Source organism: Gottfriedia endophytica, from assembly GCF_017814275.1.
Lineage (GTDB): Bacteria > Bacillota > Bacilli > Bacillales > Bacillaceae_G > Gottfriedia > Gottfriedia endophytica.
The window spans coordinates 40,613-60,909 of the sequence record NZ_JAGIYQ010000015.1 but is presented as its reverse complement, the minus strand read 5'-3'; the positions used below and the strand labels follow the sequence as shown (position 1 = coordinate 60,909).

At 33.7% G+C, this 20,297-nt stretch carries 15 protein-coding genes; 10 read left to right on the top strand and 5 right to left on the bottom strand.

Annotation, left to right across the window (positions count from 1 at the left end):
- Positions 1-73: 73 nt before the first annotated feature.
- Complete coding sequence (locus tag J5Y03_RS16940; RefSeq protein ID WP_245208940.1) at positions 74-1,975, top strand: APC family permease; 1,902 nt, start codon at positions 74-76, stop codon at positions 1,973-1,975.
- A gap of 68 nt (positions 1,976-2,043) precedes the next feature.
- Here the strand turns inward: J5Y03_RS16940 and J5Y03_RS16935 are convergent, their stop codons facing one another.
- Entirely contained in the window at positions 2,044-5,160 is a 3,117-nt protein-coding gene (locus J5Y03_RS16935; protein WP_209407183.1) for an efflux RND transporter permease subunit, read from the bottom strand.
- Positions 5,161-5,596: 436 nt separating this feature from the next.
- Between J5Y03_RS16935 and J5Y03_RS16930 the strand changes: the two genes are divergently transcribed.
- The 8 genes from J5Y03_RS16930 to J5Y03_RS16895 all read left to right on the top strand — a co-directional run bounded on the left by J5Y03_RS16930 (position 5,597) and on the right by J5Y03_RS16895 (position 13,344).
- Positions 5,597-6,292, top strand: a complete 696-nt coding sequence (locus J5Y03_RS16930; RefSeq protein ID WP_209407182.1) for a response regulator transcription factor — start codon at positions 5,597-5,599, stop codon at positions 6,290-6,292.
- A 1-nt stretch (position 6,293) separates the two neighbouring features.
- The gene (locus J5Y03_RS16925) at positions 6,294-7,646 is read left to right on the top strand and encodes a sensor histidine kinase (RefSeq protein WP_209407181.1); all 1,353 of its coding nucleotides are present in this window, start codon (positions 6,294-6,296) and stop codon (positions 7,644-7,646) included.
- A 456-nt stretch (positions 7,647-8,102) separates the two neighbouring features.
- Positions 8,103-9,218, top strand: a complete 1,116-nt coding sequence (locus J5Y03_RS16920; protein WP_209407180.1) for a PepSY-associated TM helix domain-containing protein — start codon at positions 8,103-8,105, stop codon at positions 9,216-9,218.
- A gap of 188 nt (positions 9,219-9,406) precedes the next feature.
- Entirely contained in the window at positions 9,407-10,090 is a 684-nt protein-coding gene (locus tag J5Y03_RS20140; RefSeq protein WP_407648462.1) for a response regulator transcription factor, read from the top strand.
- Position 10,091: 1 nt separating this feature from the next.
- Complete coding sequence (locus J5Y03_RS16910; RefSeq protein ID WP_209407179.1) at positions 10,092-11,582, top strand: HAMP domain-containing sensor histidine kinase; 1,491 nt, start codon at positions 10,092-10,094, stop codon at positions 11,580-11,582.
- Positions 11,583-11,671: 89 nt separating this feature from the next.
- Positions 11,672-11,929, top strand: a complete 258-nt coding sequence (locus J5Y03_RS16905; protein WP_209407178.1) for a lipoprotein — start codon at positions 11,672-11,674, stop codon at positions 11,927-11,929.
- Between the two features lie 18 nt (positions 11,930-11,947).
- Entirely contained in the window at positions 11,948-12,454 is a 507-nt protein-coding gene (locus J5Y03_RS16900; protein WP_209407177.1) for a hypothetical protein, read from the top strand.
- A 365-nt stretch (positions 12,455-12,819) separates the two neighbouring features.
- Positions 12,820-13,344, top strand: a complete 525-nt coding sequence (locus J5Y03_RS16895; protein WP_209407176.1) for a hypothetical protein — start codon at positions 12,820-12,822, stop codon at positions 13,342-13,344.
- A gap of 129 nt (positions 13,345-13,473) precedes the next feature.
- Here J5Y03_RS16895 and J5Y03_RS16890 read toward each other — a convergent pair whose 3' ends face one another.
- The 4 genes from J5Y03_RS16890 to J5Y03_RS16875 all read right to left on the bottom strand — a co-directional run bounded on the left by J5Y03_RS16890 (position 13,474) and on the right by J5Y03_RS16875 (position 17,693).
- The gene (locus tag J5Y03_RS16890) at positions 13,474-14,580 is read right to left on the bottom strand and encodes a glycosyl hydrolase family 18 protein (protein ID WP_209407175.1); all 1,107 of its coding nucleotides are present in this window, start codon (positions 14,578-14,580) and stop codon (positions 13,474-13,476) included.
- A gap of 640 nt (positions 14,581-15,220) precedes the next feature.
- The gene (locus tag J5Y03_RS16885; RefSeq protein ID WP_209407174.1) at positions 15,221-16,045 is read right to left on the bottom strand and encodes a metal ABC transporter permease; all 825 of its coding nucleotides are present in this window, start codon (positions 16,043-16,045) and stop codon (positions 15,221-15,223) included.
- Entirely contained in the window at positions 15,991-16,698 is a 708-nt protein-coding gene (locus tag J5Y03_RS16880; RefSeq protein WP_209407173.1) for a metal ABC transporter ATP-binding protein, read from the bottom strand. The genes J5Y03_RS16885 and J5Y03_RS16880 overlap by 55 nt, the downstream gene beginning before the upstream one ends.
- A 74-nt stretch (positions 16,699-16,772) precedes the next feature.
- Positions 16,773-17,693: a metal ABC transporter substrate-binding protein gene (locus J5Y03_RS16875; RefSeq protein WP_209407172.1), complete on the bottom strand. Its 921-nt coding sequence runs from the start codon at positions 17,691-17,693 to the stop codon at positions 16,773-16,775.
- Between the two features lie 432 nt (positions 17,694-18,125).
- On the opposite strand from J5Y03_RS16875, the gene J5Y03_RS16870 reads away from it, so the two are divergent.
- The gene (locus J5Y03_RS16870) at positions 18,126-20,270 is read left to right on the top strand and encodes a HelD family protein (protein ID WP_209407171.1); all 2,145 of its coding nucleotides are present in this window, start codon (positions 18,126-18,128) and stop codon (positions 20,268-20,270) included.
- Positions 20,271-20,297 lie beyond the last annotated feature (27 nt).

The following is a 20,297-nucleotide window of genomic DNA, read 5'->3' as shown; positions in this document are numbered from 1 at the left end:
CTTTAGTATGTTTTGCAAACACTAAGTAAACGACTTAGTGTTTTTTTTATGTTTTTTGAAAGGGGATAAAAAATTGCATCCATCAGATATTTTAGAAATTATCTTATTTATTGTTGCGTTGCTTGCTATTTGGTTTTCGATATCAAACTTTAATAGCGTTAAACGTGTTCTGATTGGAAGACCGATGAGAACAGCGGAATTAAATGCTCAGCACAATAAATTGATTTGGTTCATTGCTTTACCAATCCTGTCTGCCGATCTTTATTCATCTGTTTCGTATGGTCCGGAGTCAGGTATGACAGAATTAATGAAACTTGGACCAGATGCGAAATGGTATATCATACCAATTACGATTTCAACTGTTGTTCTTCTTTTTATTTTAATCGTGTCCTATATAATGGGAGTTTTGGCGTACCCTAATGGGGGAGGGGCTTATGCCATAGCAAAAGACAACTTTAAGCCAAGATGGGTTTCTTTAGTTGCTTCAAGTTCCCTTCTTGTAGATTATATATTAACGGTTGCCGTTTCTGTTTCAGCAGCACTTGAGGCAGTTTCATCTGCTTATCCAGCTGTTGCTCCGTATGAAACAGTATTAGCGATATTTTGTGTTTTTGTCTTACTTGTTGTCAATTTGCGTGGTGTAGCTGAATCCGCAAAAATCTTCGCATGGCCAACAATCGGATTTATGGGATGTATGTTACTTTTAATCTTTACAGGTTTCTTTGATGAATTCCAGCATGGTTTTGTCCAGCATTCGACACCTTCGTTTGGAACTGTTCCACAAGGATTGAGTGTTCTGCTTATCTTAAAAGCATTTAGTTCTGCGTGTTCAGCTTTAACAGGGATTGAAACAATTTCAAATGCTGTTCCAATTTTTAGAGAACCGCAACAAAAAAATGCAATTAAAACATATATTGCGCTTGGTGTTATTACTTCTGTTACTTTATTAGGATTTGCTTATCATTTATATGTGAAAGGTATTGCTCCAAATCCACATAATACAATGTTATCTCAATTAACTGAGTCATATTTTGGACACGGAATACTGTATCAAATTATTATATGGTTTACATTTGTTGTCTTAATCCTTGCAGCAAATTCTACTTTTACTGGATTTTCACAGCTTGCAGCTATTGTTGCGGCTGACGGTTTTCTACCGAGAGGGTTAACAATGAGAGGAGATCGTTTAGGTTATTCAAACGGGATTATTGCACTTGCTGCAACAGCGAGTATCCTAATTATTGCGTTCCAAGCACATACAAACGCGTTGATTCCTTTATATGCGATAGGCGTTTTCCTTTCATTTTCAATTGCTCAATTTGGATTAATTAGACGATGGAAACGGGTAAAAGGCCCAAATTGGAGAGTAAAGCTAGCGATCAATACAGTGGGTGCTTTTGTTACATCCATTGTTGCAGTTATCTTTGCGTTTACAAAATTTACAAGCGGTGCGTGGGTTGTTCTAATTGTCATTCCAATTTTGATTATTTTCTCATTAGCAATCAATCGTCACTATCGAGCTGTAGCAGATGAATTACGAATTGACTTAAGTACATTCCGTCCAAAAGCAAATAAAGTAATAACAGTAGTTCTAGTTTCAGGAACTCATCGAGTTGTACATAATACACTTTCATTTGCAAAAGGGGTTTCAGAAGATCTTATTGCCGTTTATGTAGGATTTGATGATCAATCGATTCATAGAATGGAAGAAAAATGGGAGGAATGGGGTAATCCTTGCAGGCTAGTTGTATTAAAGAGTAAATATCGTTCTATTTTAGAACCACTAACAAGGTTTATTCATTTACTAGAAGAAAAACAGCCAAAGTCAAATATTCAGGTTATCATCCCTCAATTTATACCTAAAAAATGGTGGCACAATTTGCTTCACAATCAAACAGCACTTTTACTTCGCATGTGGTTATTGAGAAACAAAGATGTTGTGATTACAACAGTACCGTACCATTTAAGAAAATAATGATGAACAAATGAAAAAGCAGTGCAAATTCATTAACGAGTTTGCACTGCTTTTGCTTATAAATGAGATTAAATAGTTGTTTCGTTATTTGATACGATTACTTTTTTTCGATCTTTCTTATTTAACCATTGATAAATAATTGGAATCACTAAGAAGCTATTACATGTTGAAGTAATCATACCACCGATTACGACAATTCCTAGTGTTTGAGAAATAACAGTATCGCCTTGGTGAGAAAATGCCAATGGTAATAGAGTTAAGATTGTTGTTGCAGCTGTAATTAATATTGGACGTACCCTTGAAAGACTTCCAGAAATAACTGCTTCTTCCAATTCCATACCATTACGACGGTTTCTTTCAATCTTATCGATTAACACGATACCATTCGTTACAACAATACCTGTTAACATCAGAACACCAATCAATGCTGCAAGGTTCCATTCTCCTCCAAAAATAACTAGAGCGATGACCACACCACTTAGAGCAAGAGGAATACTTAGTAAGACTGAAAGTGGAGCTTTCCACCCTTTAAATAAAGTTGATGTGATTAATAACACTAGCAAGATAGAGAAAGCAACAGCTACTGACATATCAACGATCATTTCCTGAACTTGTTGAGAAATACCACCCATAGAGTAAGTAACACCACTTGGTAAATTTAGTTTCTGTAACTCTTGGTCAACTTTATTTGAAACTTTACTAATATCATTTGATGTAATTTGAGCTGTAACAACAGAGTAAGGTAGACCATTTCTTTCATTGATTGTTGATGGAGCTTGGTCTTTTGTAATTGTTACAAGCTGACTTAATTTAACCGGTTGATTACCTTTACCTTGGAATGTCTCATTTTCTAAAGATTGGATAACATCGTTAGGTGTTACTTTAATTTGTACCGGCATTGGGCTTCCTGAAGATATTTGATCAGGATATACATCAACAGGGAAGTTTTTATGGTCAACCACTAGTGTTGCATCTTTTGTTTGTCCCATGTATCTATTGATTACTTTCATGATATCAGAAAGTTGTACACCTTTTTCTGCGATGGCATTTTGATTAAATGTTATTTTATATTTTGGAAGGCCATTTGTTAAATCGACTTTTCCATCTACACTTAATCCATCAATTTTTGCTAATTTTGTTCTTACTTCTGCAGCAGTTTTGTCTAATGTTGCTTGGTCAGAACCAGCAAATATTAATTTCATTTGAGAGTCATCTCCTGAAATGTTTTGGCTAGTTACTGTATAAGCTACATTTTTTGAAAGGCTTGGAAGTTGTTTTCCTAATTCAGTAATAACTGAATCTGCGTCTTTATCATTTTTCAAGACAACTGAAAGATTCGCTACATTTGACTTCTGGATATAACCACCACCTTGGTCAAACACATCATCACTTTGAGGGGTGTTATTAGAACCAAATGTTGAAGTATAAGATTTAACTTTTGAATTGTTTTTTAAATTATTTTCAACTTTTTGTACTTCAGAATCTACTTGAGCTAATGTACTTCCTTGTGGTAATTCTAATTTTACGGCTATTTGTCCTGATTTCGCACTTGGCAATAATGATACAGGTAACAATGATCCAAATCCAGCTGCAACCGCAAATAGTAACACAGAAATGATAACAACTAATTTTCTATGTTTTAACGCTGATTTTAGTACAGGTTTCATTGCAGGTTCAAGAGAAAGTGCCTTTTGTTTTGATGGTGCGCCTTTCCATCCCAAAAATGCAAGAGTAGGGATAACAAGCATCGCAACGAAAAATGAAATGATTAACGCAATAACGACAGACCATGCAAACCCACTATAAGAAGCACTTACATATCCTCCAACAAAAGCAATTGGAAGGAAAACAGCGATTGTTGTAAGTGTGGAACCAAGTATAGCTGGAATCATTTCATTAACTGCAGCACCTAAAACTGACAATAATGATTTGTCTTTAGACTCTTCTCTTCTTCGGTACATATTATCAAGGATTACAATCGAATCATCAACAATTCGTCCCATTGCGACGATGAGTCCTGAGACTGTTAAGATATTAAGCGTAATGCCCATTGGTTTTAAAATAGCTGTAGTAGCTAATAAAGAAATCGGTAAAGAGATCGCTATAAGTAATGTTGAGCGAACGTTTCTGAAAAAGAAGAATACACAAACCATTGAGAATAAACAGCCTAATAAGCCTTCACGCATTAATCCGTTTAACGAATCGTTTAATTCTTTTGCACGATCTAATTGTGGTGTCAACTTAACTGAACCATTTTTTACAAGTTGAAGTCCATTTATTCTATCTTTTACATTTTTTGCTACATCTGTAATATTTGCACTTGGTGATTTAATGATATTTAACTGAATACTTGTTTTACCATCTGTTCTTGAAACTGTTGATGCATCATTTAATGCATGTGTCATAGATGCAAATGCTGAAAGAGGTACAGGATTACCATCTGCATTTTTAATTTTAACATCTTTCATTTGTTGTGGAGTTAATGTCCAACCATCAAAGCTAACAGGTATAGAAAGGTGGCCTTGTTGGATGTTTCCTTCTGGTAATGAAGGAACAGAATTAGCTAATGCTTTATTTAGATCATCTAAAGTAAGTTTATTTTTTACTAAATCCTTCATTCTAACTGTTAGAACATAACCATCTTTTGCTCCACCAAATACTGAAACATTCGCAACACCAGGAACAGAGTTCAGTTGTTTCACAATCTGTTGTTGTGCTGTTGATCTTAAAGTGTTGTCATCTAATTTATCACTTGTTAAGGTATACGTTAAAATAGGAAATGAGCTAGTTGTGATTCTCGTTACAAGAGGTTTTGACGTAATTGTAGACGGAAGATCAGCATTGTCTAAAGCTTTATTAACATCTGCCTCTGCCTGCTTCATGTCTGTATTCATTGGAAAATACAAACTCATAAATACGCCACCATCATACGAACTTGTTTCGATATCTTGTAACCCGTCTGTTGTTCTAACGGCACTTACAAGACTGTCCGTAATGTTTTGTTTCACTTGATTAGCTTGATACATTGGTAAACGCATACTAACTGTAAGTGTAGTATTATTAATACCAGGAAGGTAATCTCGCTGCATTTGGAAAGCAGACATAGCTCCCCAAGCTAAAATAATGACAACACAGACAATCATTAAGATTGCTCTTTGCATTGTACCTTCAACCAATTTTTTCATTTACAATCCTCCTACTATCATTTTATTTATTAAAAAGAAATCCTTACTGATGATAGTCAAAATTTGGAACAATATAAGTGTAGGAAAACTAACTGAATCTCCAATGAACAATCAATTAAAAAACGATTAAAATCTAAAATATCTGAAGAAAAGGTCTATACTTTTAACTAAGTTATTGTTATTAAAAGATGTTGTTAAAAGCAATCTGTTGATTAAGAAGTTGATTGGAACGGAAGGTGCGAGACTCCTGTGGGAGCAGCGGGACAGGTGAGACCCCGCAGGAGCGATAGCGACGAGGAGGCTCACCGCCCGCCCCAAGGAAAGCGAGTATCCTGGAGTGGAAATCAACTTATCACCTTCTTAACTAGCAACAAAGTTTATGAAAACAGCTTTAACTAAGGTAAAAGTATTTTCGGAAATGAAAAAGGTGAAATAGATGAAAAAAAGGATTCTTATTATAGAAGACGAAATTAAAATTGCTCGTGTACTGAAATTAGAAATTGAGTACGAAGGGTATGAAGTATTAGTTGAACATGATGGAAGAGAGGGCCTTGAAGTAGCATTAAACAATAACATTGATTTAGTTCTTTTAGATGTTATGCTTCCTGGATTAAGTGGACTTGAAGTACTTAGAAGGATAAGAAAGGCTAATAGTCATTTACCAATCATTCTCTTAACAGCGCGTGGTTCGACTTTTGATAAAATCACAGGGCTTGATTACGGAGCAAACGATTATATTACAAAACCGTTTGAAATAGAAGAAGTATTAGCTAGGGTTCGTTCTAGCTTACGTTTTAGTAGTCTCCTTCAACAATCAAAGCAAATGGACGATTTTCAATTATCCATCGGTGATTTAGTTGTTAATCAAGAAACAAGAGAAGTGAAACGGGAAGATATAGATATTACATTAACACCAAAAGAATTTGATTTACTCGTTTACTTATTAAAGAATCAAAATAAAGTTGTAACTCGGGAAGCTATCATTTTGACAGTTTGGGGCTATGAATATGAAGGGGAAACAAATGTCGTGGATGTGTATATCAGACATTTACGGAAAAAAATAGAAGAAGGATTTGAAACATCAATTATTCAAACAGTTCGAGGTGTGGGTTACACAATGAGGGTTAAATAAGATGAAAATCACAACAAAGATTAATCTTTTAATAACTAGCTGGCTATTAGTGATCTTACTGCTTGTGAATGCAATTGTATTTTTCTTTTTTATGAAAACAACAGTTAATATGGAAGAAAATGTCCTTTTTCAAAAAGCTCATGAACTATTAGATAAAAATAAAATTCCTAAATCGTTGACGCTAAATCAAGTAACATTGCAATCTTATATGTCTAGTCACTCCTTTATCAGAATTGTAGGGCCTGACTCAAAAATCATCACTGAGGTTAACAATTATAAGTTGCTTGATCGGATTCAGCCTAAGTTTACCAAACATGAGGAGTCGGAATTATTACCATTTAGTGAGCATCAAAATTTAGTTGTTCGTGTACCAATTCATTTAAATCACCAAGTAATTGGAACACTTGAGATTGGTGAACTTCTTACTGGGTTAGAGGGTCGTAAGGATTTGCTTTTAGCGATAATGGCTACCGTTACTGGAATATCCGTTATTCTTTCTCTTTTAGCTGGAAGATGGTTATCGAATTTTATTATGAATCCGATTAAATCGATGATTTCAACAATGGAAGATATCGAACAAAGTGGTGTCCCTAAAAAAATCTTAATTCAGAATGAAACAAAAGATGAATTACAAAAAATGGCAACCACATTTAATCGTATGATTGAAAAACTACAAGAGAATATTGATAAGCAAAGGCAGTTTATTTCAGATGCCTCTCATGAATTAAAGACTCCTTTAACAGTCATTAGCAGTTTCGCTAATTTACTTAGAAGACGTGGTATCAAAGATGAAGAAATTGCCAAAGAAGCGATTGAGTCAATTTATTCCGAAGCCAATAGGATGCAAGATTTAACGAAAACTTTGCTAAATTTAGCTGAATCAGAGCATTTAGAAGGAATTGAAAAGCAGCCTATTAACTTAGTAGCTTTATGTACAACGATTTTGAATCAGCTTCAAAAGGTTTATAAACGAGAGATTAATTTAGTTGAAGACGGCTCTACACCATTCATTAAGGGAAACGAATTAAAGATTAAACAAGTTATTATCATTTTTTTAGATAATGCAATAAAGTACAGTACTGATAAAATTGATGTCTTCGTTGAAAGTAATCAAGGAATGGCCGTTCTGAGAATAAAAGATTATGGAATTGGTATACGCGAAGAAGAACTTGAGAATATTTTCGAAAGATTTTATCGAGTTGATAAGGCGCGTAGTCGTGAAACAGGTGGAACTGGACTTGGTCTTTCAATTGCGAAAAACATCGTTAAACTTCATAACGGAGAAATTAAGATTCAAAGTAAAGAAAATGTTGGAACGGAAATTATTATTTCGTTTCCTCTAGCAAAAATTTAAAAAGTAGATCCAGTATAGGTAAAGTAAAATAAGAAAAGTGAAAGGCGATTTTTCGTTCAGACGGGAAGTCGCCTTTTTGTATATTCTTTTCTATTTTGATTACCTAAATAGAGACTTAGTAATTTTTTTAAAGGTTTTGTTAAGGCAAACTTATACTAAAGAAGTTAGTTGGAGTGGAAGGTGCTCGACTCCTGTGGGAGCAGCGGGACAGGTGAGACCCCGCAGGAGCGATAGCGACGAGGAGGCTCACCGCCCGCCCCACGGAAAGCGAGCATCCTGGAGCGGAAACTCACGAACTCCTTTTTAACAACAAATTTTACGAAAACTGCTTTTAGTAAAAATTTACTAAAAAAGTAAACGAGTTATTGATAATGATAATCATTACCATTATAATTGAGAAAGGTTATCATCAACTCTTAACAGAGGGAATAAAATGTTTCAAGGGAGAAGAAGAGAATGAAAAGTAGCATAAGGAGAACTATTTTAACATTACACCTTGTATGTAGTTTAATTTTTGGACTATTTATTATTACTGTTTGTGCAACGGGTAGTGTTTTAGTGTTTGCGGATCAAATTGAGCATGTACTTAATCCACAATCTTTTAAACCTGTAAGTAGTGAAAGAAATGTTGGATTAAAAGAAGCAGAAAAGATTTTTCTTGATAAATACGAAGGATATCAAATCTCGAGATTGGATGTACCTTCAAAAATATTAGATATATACCATGCTAATCTGTCAAAAGGAAATCAGCAAATTGATGCTTATTTAGATCCTAGCAATGGTAAATTATTAGGTAATTTCAATAGAGATGCATCATTTTTATCTTTTGTTTGGAAAATACACACACATTTATTATTAGGCGATATTGGTGAAACAATTATTGGTATTGTGGCAATTGCATTTATTATAATCTTAATTACTGGGATCTATTTATGGTATCCAGGCATTAAAAGAATGTTTAAAAGCTTAAAAATTAAATGGAATAAAGGCCAAATGGCACGTAATTTTTCAATACATAATTTCATTGGAGTTATTACTTTACCATTTTTACTTGTTGTTGCTATTACAGGAATGTTATTTCCGTTTCAAGATAAAATTGAGGAATCCTTAAAATTGAAATTTGAATCAAATTATCCTGAAGATCTCAAATCGATTGCTAATGGAAAGCAACAAATTGGATTAGATCGAATTGACTCAGAAATTAAAAGATTACATCCAGACGGAGAGCTTTACAAATTAAGATTTCCTACTGATAAAGAAGGGGTTATAGAAGCTCAATTAAACGATGGTACTTATGATCCAGAGGGTAAAGGGAACACAAGTGAATTTTTTGATCAGTTTACAGGCAAGCATTTAGGAACATTCTCAAAAAGCACCGAAACAACCTACGATAAATTTTTAGTATGGAGACAAAGCTTACATAGAGGTACCTTTGGAGGAGTCTTTATAAAAATCATTTATTCTTTAGTTGGAATTGCTCCCCTTGGATTAGGTATTACCGGTATAACGATGTGGACTTTAAAACGTAGAAATAAAATTAAAAAGCAGAAAAAATTACAGCAAATAGCTTAAAGCGATGAATAATTAGTGGCCTGGGTAATCTCTTGGCCCTTTTTTTAGTAGTTTTGATTCTTGTTAGTATAAACAATATAGTTTAACAGAGTTTTGTAAAATGAAATAAATGAATTTTCTTTCTTTTAGTTCCCAACCAACTTATAATTATTAGTAATTAAAAGAAAGCTTTTTGGAGGATATCGATTGTGGTAAAAATATTACTTTGCGATGATGAGCAGCGTTTACGAAGAATTATGGTAGATTTTTTACAGCGGGAATCGATAGAAGTTTTGGAAGCAGAAGATGGCGAAGAAGCTTTAAGAATCTATAATTTACATAAAAATGAAATCAACTTAATCCTACTAGACGTAATGATGCCTAAAAAAGATGGTTGGGAAGTATGTAAGGAGATTAGAAAAGACTCAAACGTACCAATCATGATGATTACAGCAAAAGGCGAAGAATACGATGAATTATATGGTTTTCAAGTTGGGGCGGATGAATATATTACGAAACCAGTTAAGCCTCTAATTTTGATTGCGAGAATAAAAGCTTTATTAAAACGAGTTTCGATTGACAATGGACAAAGCGAACGAAACTGTTTTAAAGCTAAAAATATTGAAGTTGATTTTGATGCTAGAAAAGCATTTATAGATAATCAGCAAGTGGATTTAACTCAAAAAGAATTTGAATTGTTATCGTATTTTATTAAAAATCCTAAAATAGCATTAGCTCGTGAACAAATTCTATCTGCTGTTTGGGGATATGAATATGAAGGTGAAGATCGAACATTAGATACACATATTAATCGTTTACGTAAAAAATTAGGATCATGTGCATCATATGTTCATACCATTCATGGAATGGGCTACCGATTTGAGGAAGTTTAGAATGAAATCAATTCGTTCTAAACTTCTACTTACATTTATTTCATTAATAATTAGCCTAGTTGGTATAGGAGTATTAATTAATCACTTCTTTTTAGAACCTTTTTATGTTCATCAAAAAACACTCATTTTAAAAAATAGTAGCCTAGAATTCAAATTGTTATATAAGAACAAAAACAAGAATCTAGTTTCTTATGTTGATAATTTGGAAAAGTCGCATGGTATTTATATTGAAGTGATTTCTACTGATGGAGTAACTCGGTATAGCTCGCTAAAAGCCAAAGCAGATGATAAAGCAAAAATAATATCTTTATTTGGTGAGAAAAGTCATTCAATCAAACCAAGGGTGCCATCAAATGGGATTGATCATATAAATGAGAAGTTGAATAAAGAACAATTTTATGTAACTGAGACAACACTAAAGAATATCGATTTAGAGTTTTTATTAGTAGCAAGTAAACTTGATGATCAAAATCTATTACTTATTCGAACACCTATATCGGCTATTAGAGAAAGTGTAGGTATCTATAATTATTTTCTAATTTATATTGGCTTAGCTCTTCTTTGTGTTGGCACTGTGATTGCTTTGATTATGGCAAGATCATTTACAAAGCCTATTCTACGGCTAAATACAATGGCCAAAGAGATTACAAAACTATCATTTTCTAAAAAATGGAATAGTAAAAGGCAGGATGAACTAGGGCAATTAGGCCGTTCTATGAATGAATTGAGTGGTATTTTATCTCGATTTATTAAAGAGCTGAATGGTAAGAATGAGACGCTAACAAATCAGCTAGAGGAAAAAGTAAAGTTTGAAAAGAAAAGACGTTTGTTTATTTCAAATGTTTCACACGAATTGAAAACGCCTATTACAATTATTCAAAGTTACACAGAAGGATTGCAAGTAGGAGTAAATAATACTGAAGAAGAAAAGCAGGAATACCTCGCAATCATCATGGATGAAGCAAATAAAATGGAGCGAATGGTTCATGATTTATTGAAACTTTCTAAAATGCAAAACAGTAAAGTGGAATTGATTATTGAACAGGTTGATTTCATTTGTTTATTAAACGATATGATTAGACTTTATTCACCTCAATTTGTTGAACACCAAATTTCATTTGAATTTGAAAAGAATTCAAATGAATTACAAATTATGACAGATAGAGGAAAGGTTCAACAAATTTTAGCCAATTACTTGAACAATGCGCTTTATCATGTGAACGAGCAGAAAATAATTAAAATCAAACTAATTGAGAAAGAAAATTCCGTTATTGTCTCCATTTATAACAGTGGGAAACAAATTCCTGAAAATGAAATGGAAGCGATCTGGGAGAGTTTTTATAGAGGTGATCTTGCAAGGAATAGGGAAAAAGGGAATGTTGGATTAGGGTTAAGTATTGTAAAAGAACTGTCAAATTTATTGAACGGGAACGTCGGTGTAAAGAATGAAGAAAGCGGGGTCGCATTTTGGGTAGAATTACCGAAAATATGACCATACGTTTAGATAGTTTCCTAGAGACAGTAAATTGATGAGAAATTTATTGAATTGAATATACGAGTAAGAAGCTTCGGAGGAACAAAATGAAAAAATATCTGTTTCTGTTATGTTTGCTCTTAATTCTGTCAGGTTGCTCACTATCTAAAACTAGTGAAGTAAAGAAAATTCATAAATCTTCATCACACACATCTACGGAGCAGAGAGAGGTTAAACAAAATACTATAAATGAAAAACCAACTGATCAAACCTCTTTTGAACAAGAGCTTGATGACATGCTGAAAGAAATTGATAACTTAGACCTTGCTAAAGAAGATGATGGTTATCCAAAAGAATTAAAGTAAATAAAATGGGGTGGAACGATGAAGAAATTTTTAGGGACACTTTTATTCTGCTTTGCGATTGGTAGTTTAACTGTTTATGCACATCCAACTAAAGCAGCTAGTGATGTAAGTAAAGTGATAAACGGGAAAGATAAAAATGTGACTATCTCTGATAAAATAAAGATTTTGCAAGGACAGGTGAAATCTTTAAACGATGAAAAAGATAGTTTGGATGAGAAAATAAACGTATTATATCCGAAGAAAAAAAATCAGCTTATTAACCAATTAAATAAGTTGAAATCGAACAAGCAAACAAAAGATCGAACCGTAAAATTAGAAGAAATAAAGAGCCAAATTGATCAAATGAAAACAGCTATTGCGAATGATAAAGTGTTAAATGATGATCGAAAAAAATTATGGGATAAATATAGAATGCAACAGTCTAAAAATAATAATAATGGTGTTTATAATACATTGCTCCTTATTCAAAGTAACCTAGTGGAAGCAATTTCCTTGAAGCAAAATTTGCTGGGCATCATTTCCTAGTAAAAATGAATCGTTAAGAATAACTTCAGATTGATGTTACTTAATTGTGACAATAACAAAGTATGATGACTATAAGAATAAGAAATATTTCCCAAACAACTACAACGTAAGATTAAAAAAGTAATGTAAATGTCACCGTCTCACACATTTCATTACTACAAAAACCATGCTATGAATTTCTTATTCTTAGTCTCTTTCAAATGTTGTTAACAATCACAACTATGAACCTCATCAAACTTTTTCGAATAAAGGCTCCAGACCAATCAGATTAAGTAGCACATCTTGTAAGACAAATTGTAAAAAGTTACTCGTATAAGTTGGCTACCATTTGAAAGAGATCATTTCAACTATCTGGAGGTTCTAAAGTGAAAAAAAGAATCGTTATTCCATTTGTTTTCGCAATGTCATTAGGTTTATCAACTGTCCATGCAGCAGAAAACAGCACAACTCCTACTAAACAACCTACTCAAACACAAGTAAAAGTTCAAAAACCACAACAATTAAAGGATCTTCAAGTTCAAATTAAAGCACTAAGAGTTCAAAAAGAACAACTAAATTGTCAAATTAAAAGTGCTTTCAAAGCTAAAATGGACTCATTCAAACAACAAGAACAACAAATTAAAGGTGCAACAGGTAAAACGAAACAAGAAAAGAAAGCAGCTTTAACAGAATTAAAAGGTAAAGTAACATCTCTTAGGAATGACTACAAGGCCTATTCTGGTGCAGTCAAAAAGCTTTGGGAAGATCGTAAAAGCAAATGGGAATCATTTAGAGGCCACATGAAAGATAGACAATATGACGTAGCTATTACAGAATTACAAACGATTCAATCCAATCTCACTGAAGCCATTTCACTAAAACAACAATTTTTAGCAAAGCTTTCAAACTAGCTTAGTAGTTTTTAGCAGTTAAAACGCTTACCCCCGTTTAATATAGAGGATATTGAACAGCCTTCCCCAAAAGAGAAGGCTGCTTTTTTTGATTTGATCGTTTGATTAATCAGTAAATTCACGGTAGTTTTAGAACAGTTGATTCCAATCATTCTTTGATATGAGATTAAGATTCCAAAAAGCGGAACCTCCTAAATGCATTTGTGGAATAAGGGATAAATATAATTTGAGAGATTTTGTTGTAGTTAACCAAACTTTATTCCGTTTATTATTTTCTACAAAAGATGACGTATACTCTCCCAAATTTGAATCCCAAGTTGTCGGTATATGTTTTTGTTTTAATTGACTTTCTACATGAGAAATTGAATAAGCCGGAGCATTTACGATCTTACCGTTACTATCAAGCTGCCAAATTCTAGTGAATGTAGGCAAACCTAGTATAATTTTTTGAGAAGGAATGCCGGTTCGAATCATTTCTTGAAGATTAGACGTTAGCCAATCTAATGATGTAATTGGTCCTGGAATTGGATCGGTAGACCAATGTTGATCGTATCCCATAAAAATAACATAATCACAAAAAATTCCTAATATCTCATGATCAAAAGGTGTATTGAGGTTCTCAGTTCCTGTATGATCAGGTGAAATATCAATACTAAGTAAAATGTTGGAATAATGTAAAGCATGAGAAAGTTTTTGAATAAAATTAGAAAAATTATCACGATCCTCAGCACTAACATTCTCTAAATCTAAGTTAATTCCACTCCATTTGTGGAGGAGAGCAGACTTTCTTAGATCATTAATCAGTTGGTCAACTTTAGTTTGATTGGTCAAAAATGTATGAATAGCTAGTTTAGTATCTGTTTTCATGACGACTCTTGGCCAAATATCCTGTTTGTTAGTAGATGGTAGATTCTCGCTATTTACGTTTAAATCAAAATCATCATTAATTGTTAATAAAGCAGGGGAAAGAACATTGAGCCCATTATAGGATGAGTATTGGCTTAAATGATTGTTCGTACCACTTATCCATCCAAGATTGATTGGTTTAGAGGTTAAATCTCGGTGTACGGAATTCTGTAAATTAGATGAAGAGTTCGTTAGATTTTTTACATTGCTTTTGGCTAAAGAAATAGGCAGTGAATGTCCAAACCCCATTACGATGATAGTGGGTACAAGGATAACAAATAAAGTTACGGCAGTAAGGTTAATCCAAATATAATGTTTAATTTTATTCATTTTTTCTCACCAGGAGACTTTGACTTTCCATACTTAAGAACCTCCTCAATCGTAATTTAAAATAGTAGTTTATCTACTTAATAAAAGGCAGGGAATAGGGAACAAGGGACAAGTTATAGGCTCACTGGCCGCCATGCGGAAAGCGGTCAACCTAGAGAGGAAATCATCAATAGCAACAAAGTTTAGAAAATAGCCAAAATATAAAAGTAGAGTTGATTGGTAGATTCTATGAAAAAATAATAGAAATAATACATTAAATTAAAGAGAGGAAATAGTTTAAATAATAATAGAGGAAATAGAGAGTGTTTAATAAGACTTAATTCATAATAGTTGGGTATATGTAGTTAAATGTGTAGCCAACATAATTGTAGATAGATTGTTGCATTTGAGATGTGTAACTTTAAAGACAGAAGTTGATTACAACGGAAGGTGCGAGACTCCTGTGGGAATAGCGGGAAGGGTGAGACCCCGCAGGCTTGCCGAGGAGGCTCAGCTCACGCCCCACGGAAAGGGAGCAACCTGGAGTTGTAATCAACTAACGTATTCTAAAATATCAACAAAGCTTAAGAAAAGAGTCAAAAAAAAAGTTAGAAACATAGGAAGCGAAGAATACCTAATGTCTCTAACTATTTTTATATCATTATGCTCTTGGAACACGTAGTTTATTAACAATTGTTTTGAAAAACATACTAATCGCCATAATGATAATAAGTACTAGCGTAATCGTTGCGCCTGGTGGCGTTCCTAAACTATAGGAAGAAGTTAGTCCTAAAAACATACTTACTAACCCTATGATCATACTAACGAAGATCGCTAGTTTAAATCCTTTTACCAGCCTCATTGCAATTGCAGCAGGTAAAACCATTAGAGCAGAGACTAGTAATGCGCCAATGATTGGCATCATGATGCTGATTGTTAGTCCTGTTAAAATACTGAATGCTAATGACAACCATTTAGTAGAAAGACCACTTGTAAAGGCTGTGTCTTCGTCAAATGTTAAAACATACATTGGACGGTGTAGTATAACTGAGAATAGTAAAACAATTATACAAATAACGATCAAAAAGTTTAGTTGTTGTTGACTAATTGTAATAATCGAACCAAATAAATACTGTTGAACGTTTGTCGTACTACCACCCTGATTTAAACTCATTAATACTAATGCAAGAGACAAACCAGCCGCCATTAGAATGGCAACGGATAGTTCAGAATAAGTTTTATAAGAATTTCTCATATATTCGATGCCAATAGATCCAATAACAATGACGATGATTGTCACTAAATTAACATTCGCGTGGAGCGTTAAGCCTAAGGCAACACCTGCTAACGATATATGCGATAAAGTATCTGCCATTAATGATTGACGACGTAAAATTAAATACATGCCCAAGACAGGGGCAACTAGCGCAATTAGTCCGCCGCCCAATAATGCTCGTTGCATGAAGCCAAAGTGAAACATCTCCATTGTGTATTCTCCTTTTGTTCTAAATAAATATTCCGATCTGCAAATTGTTTTGCATCTTCTAAATCATGAGTGACCATTACTACAGTGCGGCCATGATCCGTAACGTGGTGCTTTAATAGTTGATAAAAACTTTTTCTATTTTCGAAGTCCATTCCAGTAGTTGGCTCATCTAATACGAGTATATCAGGCTCAGAAGCTAGTACTCTAGCGATACAAATACGTTGCTTTTGTCCTCCTGATAATTCACCAATTTTTTTATGGCGAAAATCCCACATACCGACGCCAAGAAGAGATTGCTTTACAATATCATGGTCTCTTTTTGTAAGTGGGCGAAACCATTTTCCTCGTGGATAGCAACCAGATTGAACAAGCTCCAGGACAGTACTTGGAAATCCAGCATTGAAAGAGGCAATTTGTTGTGGCACGTAACCAATCACTAATTTTTTACCATCTTTATTTTGTTTACTAATCTGAACTGTTCCTTTTTTCGGTTTTAATAGTTTTAATAATATTTTTAGTAAGGTAGATTTTGCAGCTCCATTAGGGCCGCTTAAGGTAATAAATTCACCACTAAAAACGTCTAGCGATATATTGTCTAATACCGTTTCATTACCATAATTAAATTGGACATTTTCCATTGATATGAGTTTCATGGTATACCTCTCAGTTTATTTTTAAGAATGAAAAAGTACGTTTTACTAAAAAAGTAAAACGCACCAAGAACAACTTACTTCACTGATAACTGCAGTGCTTCTAAGTTCTTTTTCATATACTCTATATAATCTACACCTTTAGATTGTTCTTCTTTTGTTACCCCTTCAATAGGGCTTAATTGGACTGTTTGTGCACCAGTTGCATCAGCAAGAGTTTTTGCCACTTTAGGTGAAGCTACTTCTTCAAAATAGATTGTTTTAATGTTATGGTCTTTCACGTATTTTTGAAGTTCACCTAATTTTGAAGGACTAGGCTCTTGGTCCGGTGAAAGTCCTGCAATTGGTACTTGAGTTAAATGATATTCATTTGCTAGGTAAGCAAAGGCAGCATGTTGTGTAACAAACACACGTGATTTTGCATTTTTTAGTGTGTTTTTATATAACTGATCTAAGTCAGTTAATTTCGCTTCATATTGAGCAGCATTTTTTTCGTACTCACTTTTATGAGTTGGGTCTGCTGCGATTATTCCATTTTTAATATTTTCTACTTCTTTTTTAGCAAGAACTGGATCTAACCAAACATGTGGGTCTACAGGAGAAGCGTTGCCACCATTCTCTTCTGCAATTCCTTTAATGAGTTGAATACCATCACTAGCTTTCACAATTTTTAAGTTTTGGCTATCTACACTTTGTTTTAGTTTAGGAACCCAAGTCTCCATAGCATCACTGTTATAAACAAATACATCTGCCTCTTCAATATTAGCCATATCTTTTGGAGAAGGTTCATAATCATGTGGTTCCGTTCCAGCTGGAATTAATAGTTCTACATCCCCGTTAGATCCTACAATGTTTTTTGCAAAATCATACATAGGATAAAAGGTTGTCACAATTTTTATTTTATCATTCTTCTTTTTAGTGTTCTGCTGAGAGCAGCCACTCATTGCTCCAAGAAGGATTAATGCAGAAAGAACAATCCCGACCTTTTTTCTTTGCATTGTTAGTTTCTCCTTTGTTTTTTCTATATAAATTGTAAGATATTTAAAAGTCTTGTTTTATTTAAGTAAGTTAATTTTATTAAATCGTAATAATTCCGTTTTATACTGGATAATCATAATCCATCTAAATAAATTTATCAATAAAAAAATACTGGAAGTTTGATAGATTTCGATTTTAAATGGATAAAAATTTTTTCATAATGATTAGAAATAGAGTAAATCAGTGTAAAAATGGCTTAAATAGGGAACGATTTGATTTATCCTGCATTAACGGGCAGCTCCACTGATGGAAGTTTCACTTTATCATATAAATTCTTGAAAAACTTTTTTGATTTCATATAAAAAGACTTGTTCCTTTGTATTTTAATTTTTGATATACTATTCTTCCGTTTGAAAATTCGTTGTATTTCGAGATAAGGAGGGAAGTTGGACATGGATCAACCAGCACAAAATTTATTTGAGGAAGAACGAGAATATCTTGGTGAAACGCTTAAAGAGATGAAAAAGCTGCTAGCCAAATTTGAATCAATACCTGAGTACGTTGGAAGTGATTTTACAGAACAGTTACTAGAAGAAGTTCGTGATCGAAATCGTAAAAGTCTTAGAGTGGCTATGAAGGAACCTTATTTTGGACGTTTGGACTTTCAAGAAGAGGGAGAAGGAAAAATTGTTCCACTCTATATTGGAAAAACGGGCGTTGCAAAAGAGGCAGATGAACAGCTCGTTGTAGACTGGAGAGCGCCAGTAGCCAGTATGTTTTACTCATTTATAGGTGGGGACGAAAATGCGTTCTATGATTCACCTGAAGGTATAATTGAAGGAACAGTCTTTTTAAAACGAAACATTGTCGTACGGAATGAAACACTGCAAAGAGTTGTAGATGCATATGTAAAAGGTAGTCAAACAGATTCGGTAACCGATGAATTTTTGTTATATAAGTTAGAAGAAAATAAGGATAATCGTTTAAAAGACATCGTTTCGACGATTCAATCTGAACAGAATGATATCATCAGGGCACCGAGAGCAACGCCATTAATTATTCAAGGGGTTGCAGGTAGCGGAAAAACGACGGTTGCTCTACATAGACTTGCCTTCCTTATCTATCAGTATCGTGAGCAACTGCGTGCTGATAAAATGATTATTTTCGCACCAAACCGAATGTTCCTAGATTACATTTCTGATGTCCTTCCGGAGCTTGGGGTAGGAGATATACAGCAAATGACTTTTCAAGATTGGGCACTTGCAATTCTTGATGAAAAAGTGAATGTGAAAGAAATGCGTGAAAGTCTAGATCAGTGGTTTGGAACTGAAATAAGTGAATCATTGGTTCAAAAAGGCGAAGCAACAAGATGGAAAGGCTCTCTCCAATTTATGCATTTTCTTGAAAAGGCGATTAAAAGTTATGAAAAGAACGCAGTCCCTACACAGGATTTTGAAGCTTTTGAAGGAGCAAAGATTGACAAAAGTACAATTTCTCAATGGTTTAAAGTTGAATATCAACATTATCCACTTGCGAAAAGAAGAGAGCGGATTGTCAATCGAATCAAGTCATGGATTGATGGAGAGTTAAAATACATTGCTTCTCAGAGTGTAAAAAAAGATCTCAAGAAAAAAGCAACACAACGGTTAAATGCTTATTTAAAAAATTGGCCAAAGCATACTGCTGTTTCTTTCTATAAAGAACTATTTATAAAAACGAAACAATTACCAGAAGATTTACTTCAATTGATTCCAGAATCTGTTTTTCAAGTCACTACTACTAATTTAAAGAAAAAGCTAATTGAACAAGAAGACCTTGCACCTCTCATGTATATTCACAATTACTTATTTGGGATTGATAGCAGCATTAAATATCATCATATTGTCATTGACGAAGCACAAGATTATTCACCTTTTCAAATTGCATTATTAAAAGAAATGAATCCAGGTAACTCTTTTACGATTTTAGGAGACTTATCTCAATCGATTTATACTTATCAAGGGATTGATGAGTGGGAAGACTTTGCTTCTATTTTTAATCAGAGCGAATTGAAATATTATGAATTAAAGCAAAGCTATCGTTCAACAATGGAGATTATTCATTTTGCGAATGAAGTCATTTCACAGGCCAATTTGACAGTTGGCTTAGCAGAACCTGTTTTCCGTAGTGGAGAAAAGGTGAAAATGATGGAAGTTACAAATGAAAATCGAATTAAATCAATTATCGAAGCGGTCAAACAATTACAAATGAAACAAATGAATACAATTGCAATTGTTGGTCGTACTGAGGAAGAATGTACGGCATTACATTCTGCTCTTTTAGATAAAGGGATGACTGTATCACTAATCGATGCGAAGCAACAAAAATACGAGGGCGGAGTTTCAGTTGTGCCTGTTTACTTATCAAAAGGATTAGAATTTGATGCAGTACTGTTAATTGATGTAAATGAAGATAAATATGTAAATACAAAAAGAGATGCAAAGCTATTATACGTTGGATGTACCAGATCGCTACATGAATTATGGGTGTTCCATTCACAAGCTCCATCTCCACTTATTAAATCAATAAAGGATTCATTATTTGTGAGAGTTGAATAATAATCATTTTTCAAGATCCAGACAAGT